Raw genomic sequence first — 586 nt, forward strand, 5'->3', positions numbered from 1 at the left:
CAATTGCCCATTCGCCTATTCCACAGCATTACCGGGATAGGGAAAAGTACAATCAGCAGCACAAACAGATTATTGCAAACAAAGCCTTAGCGTTTTTGAAAGATGGTCAGGTAGTGTTTTTCGATGGTGGCACCTCGGTAGTAGCACTGGCTGCCGCATTGCCTAAAGATTTAAAAATCACCATTATTACCAATAGCTTTCCTGTTGCCAATATTTTGGAAGACCACCCCAATGCCGAAGTGATATTTGCCGGCGGAAGGTTGCATAAAACGGCATTTACCACCATGGGGCAAGAAACTATCGATACTTTTAGAAAGGTCAGGGCCGATGTTTGTATGCTTGGTATCTGTAGTTTGCACTATAGTATGGGTATTACCTCCATTATATATGAAGATGCCCAACTTAACAACATCATGATTAACCAGGCGCAAAAAACCATCGCGCTATCCGCACTCGAGAAAATAAATACTGTAGAGTCTTACTATGTTTGCCCGGTTACCGATGTAGATGTAATTATTACTGAAACAGATTCTGATAATGCAATCCTGAAGCCTTATAAGCATTTGGGAATTGAAGTAGTTTAAAT

General features: G+C 41.0%; 1 protein-coding gene. It reads left to right on the forward strand.

The features are described from left to right. The coding region (locus AC1DND_RS29110) for a DeoR/GlpR family DNA-binding transcription regulator (protein ID WP_477586486.1) at positions 1-584 on the forward strand (584 nt) is incomplete at its 5' end. Positions 585-586: the final 2 nt, after the last annotated feature.

Source organism: Pedobacter sp. 01N416 (assembly GCF_056399685.1).